Raw genomic sequence first — 3,582 nt, forward strand, 5'->3', positions numbered from 1 at the left:
CGTCGGAACCGGTATTGGGGCCAGCTCGCTAATAGCGAGGTTTTTGGGGGCGGGCAGGAAGGAAGAGGCAAAGGTGGCCGCAGAGCAGGCAATATTCTTATCAATAATTTACAGCATTGTCTTCGCTGGCATCGGACTAATGTTTTCCGATGGAATCATCGCTTTTTTTACAGACAATGGTGAGCTAATTGGTCTGGGGCAAAGATACATACGCATAATACTGATAGGTTCAGCGGGTATGTTTGTTCCAATGATAGCAAACAGCATACTTAGGGGAGAAGGCAACACGTTTTTGCCTATGATTGCAATGCTGATAGGCTCGGTCATGAACATAGTGCTCGATCCGATTTTCATTTTCGGAATCGGACCATTCGAAGGACTTGGGATAGAAGGCGCTGCATACGCTACCGTTTTGTCAAGAATCATTAGCGGCATTTTCGTATTGTACATGCTTTTCAGGGGAGGAAACGAAATAGTTCCCAAGGCAAGGGGATTTAGGCCGGAATGGGCATCAATCCAAAAGATTTATAAGGTGGGTCTTCCGGCTATAGTAATGCAGGTGCTTGCATCTTTTATGATAGGCGGAATGAATCTTATTGTAGGTGGCATGGATGAAAACGGGGTGGCTTCGCTGGGTATATACTTTAGGCTTCAATCCTTCGTGTTCATGCCGGTTTTCGGGCTGAATCAGGGATACATGCCTATTCTGGGATACAACTACGGACACGGAAGAACTGATCGCATGAAAGAAGTCATTAGGTATGGAATTTTAACTGCCGCTGTATTCACAACTGCGGGATTTTTGCTATTTCAAACCGCATCGGGTTTTCTTGTTTCGATGTTCACTCCGGATGCGGCACTGCTTTTGGTAGGATCGGATGCCATAAAAACCATTAGCCTTGCATTTCCCATCATTGGGCCGGCAATTATTATAGCAACTACCTTTCAAGCACTGGGAAAGGGTATACCCAGCTTGATTCTGTCGTTTGCAAGGCAGATCATTCTGCTTTTGCCAATGGCGTACTTTTTTTCGCGCTTAGGAGACATTCATTTTGTCTGGCTCGCCTTCCCCGTTTCGGAAGTAATAGCGTTCATTGCAGCAGTGTTTTGGATAAGAAAAGAGCTCGGATACGTTTTTTCCACAATGGATAAAAATGGTTGATGCCGGATTGACTTTTAGGGTAATCCGTGGTATATTTTTTGAAATGAGAATATCTTTAATCTGGTCCAGAGAGGTCGGAAAGGTAGCTATAATGAAACTATTTTTTACAGGAGAACTATGCCTTTCCGCTTCAGCGGGGAGGCTTTTTTAAAATCTACTTTAATTTGGCACTGTGATGCCGGAAAGGAAGGCAAAATGCTTAAAGACAGACACTTGATACAACCTGGAGATTTTACGGTAGGAGAGATTCAAGGGCTTTTTGAATTGGCTGATCAAATAATGGAAAGCCCCGAGAAGTACATGGACGTTTGCAGAGGGAAGCTTTTGGCGACTCTTTTTTATGAGCCGTCTACGAGGACGCGTTTCAGTTTTGAAGCTGCCATGCTAAGGCTCGGAGGAGAGACAATAGGATTTTCCGAACCTGGGTCGTCGTCCGTTTCAAAGGGTGAAAGCATAGGGGATACTATAAGAACAATAGGATGCTATGCGGACATAGCCGTAATGAGGCATCCGAAAGAAGGGGCGCCTCTTCTGGCTTCAAAAAAATCGGTAATTCCGCTCATTAATGCCGGGGACGGAGGCCATCAACATCCTACGCAGACACTAACAGATCTAATGACAATCAGACGATATAAGAATCGTTTGGATAACCTTGTCATAGGGCTTTGCGGAGACTTGAAATTTGGAAGAACTGTGCATTCCCTTGTGAAGGCGCTTTCAAGATATGAGAATATAAAATTCGTATTCATATCTCCCAATGAACTTGAAATACCTTCATATATTACAGACAAGCTTACAAGTGAGCAATATGAAACAACCAGGAGTTTGGAGGGGAGTCTCGGAAAGCTGGATATACTTTATATGACAAGGGTGCAGCGCGAGAGGTTCTTCAGCGAAGAGGAGTATCTTAAGCTTAAGGATTACTTCCTTTTAAATGCTAAGAAGATGGAGAAGGCCAAGAGCGACATGATCGTAATGCATCCTCTTCCCCGAATAAACGAGATATCGACGGATATGGATAATGACGATAGGGCGGTTTATTTCGAGCAGGCTAAGATGGGCATGTATATACGCATGGCGCTGATCATGAAGCTTTTGGGGGTGGAATAGATGATTAAAATCGACAGCATTAAAAAAGGCATTGTCATTGACCACATAAAACCGGGGTGCGGACACACTATTTTTAAGGATTTGGGACTACACAAGGTGGGCTATACGGTTGCGCTGATAAAAAACATACCATCCATAAAGATGGGCAAAAAAGACCTGATAAAAATCGAAAATGAAATAGATTTGGACATGACTATGCTTGGGCTTCTAGATCCAAATCTTACCGTTAACATAGTTGAAAACGGAAAAATAACTGAAAAAATCAAACTTAAGCTGCCTGAAAAAATCAAGGGGATACTGAAATGCAAGAATCCGAGATGCGTATCAACGATTGAGAATATCACTGACATAGAATTTACGCTGATAGATCCCGAGAACAAGATTTATACATGTGAATACTGCGACACCCCGGTAAAGGCGTAGGTGTAGATATGAATATTCTCATTAAAAATGTCAGATTGGTAGATTCGCATATAGATGAATATGGGGCTGTTCTTATAAAAGACGGCAAGATTGAAAGGGTAATGAAATCGCCTAATGAGGCTGAAATAAATGCGGCATCAGAGGCATGCCTAAAATCTATAGATGGAAAGGGACTCTGTCTTATGCCGGCTTTTACCGACATGCACTTTCACATGCGCTATCCGGGACAGGAACATAAAGAAACCATGGAGACCGGGGAGGCGGCTGCAGTTAAAGGGGGATATACGACCCTTTGCACAATGGCCAACACCAATCCGGTTTGCGACTGCCCCGAGGTGTATGAAAGGATAATGAAAAGGCATGGAGAAGTCGGGCTTTGCGACATCATTCAGATTTCAGCTGTTACGAAGGGACTTGAAGGGAAAGAAATGGTTGATCTTGAATCCATGAGAAAGCTTACAAGGCTTTTTTCCGACGACGGAAAGACACTTGCAGATTCTGGAATAGCAAAGAAAATATTAGGCAAATCACAGGATATGGATTTAATTGTGATGGCGCATTGCGAGCCGGAATCCAAGACGGTCCGGAGGCATCTCGGAACAATGAGCGAATCGCCTGGAAGACTGCATATTTGCCACATAAGCAAAAGAAAAACTGTGGACCTTATAAGAGCAGGAAAATCGGTATTTGGAAAGCTCTTAACCTGTGAAGTCACTCCGCATCATCTGTTTGCTCAAGATATCGACTACAAAGTGAACCCTTCCTTTGGAACATCCGATGACAGGGCGGCGCTTTTGGATGCGGTTAGGAGTGGACTTGTAGATGTGATAGGAACGGATCATGCCCCTCACAGCAGGGAAGATAAAATAAATGGAAGCCCGGGCATA

4 protein-coding genes are annotated in these 3,582 nt (G+C 43.8%); all 4 read left to right on the forward strand.

The window, feature by feature from the left end; translation table 11 throughout:
- Positions 1-1,162 (forward strand): MATE family efflux transporter (locus tag JJE29_09250; GenBank protein ID MBK5252801.1); only part of this gene is annotated, 1,162 nt, incomplete at its 5' end.
- A gap of 195 nt (positions 1,163-1,357) precedes the next feature.
- On the forward strand, positions 1,358-2,272 hold the full coding sequence (gene pyrB, locus JJE29_09255) for an aspartate carbamoyltransferase (protein MBK5252802.1): 915 nt from the start codon (positions 1,358-1,360) through the stop codon (positions 2,270-2,272).
- Positions 2,273-2,695, forward strand: a complete 423-nt coding sequence (locus tag JJE29_09260) for an aspartate carbamoyltransferase regulatory subunit (protein ID MBK5252803.1) — start codon at positions 2,273-2,275, stop codon at positions 2,693-2,695.
- An 8-nt stretch (positions 2,696-2,703) separates the two neighbouring features.
- A partial coding sequence (locus JJE29_09265; GenBank protein MBK5252804.1) for an amidohydrolase family protein occupies positions 2,704-3,582 on the forward strand: 879 nt, incomplete at its 3' end.

This window comes from Peptostreptococcaceae bacterium (genome assembly GCA_016649995.1).
GTDB lineage: Bacteria > Bacillota > Clostridia > Peptostreptococcales > BM714 > BM714.

What these genes read in the sequence shown, in the direction of transcription:
- pyrB (MBK5252802.1), top strand. Translation starts at nt 1,358, where the DNA reads ATGCTTAAAGACAGACACTTGATACAACCTGGAGATTTTACGGTAGGA.
- JJE29_09260 (MBK5252803.1), top strand. Translation starts at nt 2,273, where the DNA reads ATGATTAAAATCGACAGCATTAAAAAAGGCATTGTCATTGACCACATA.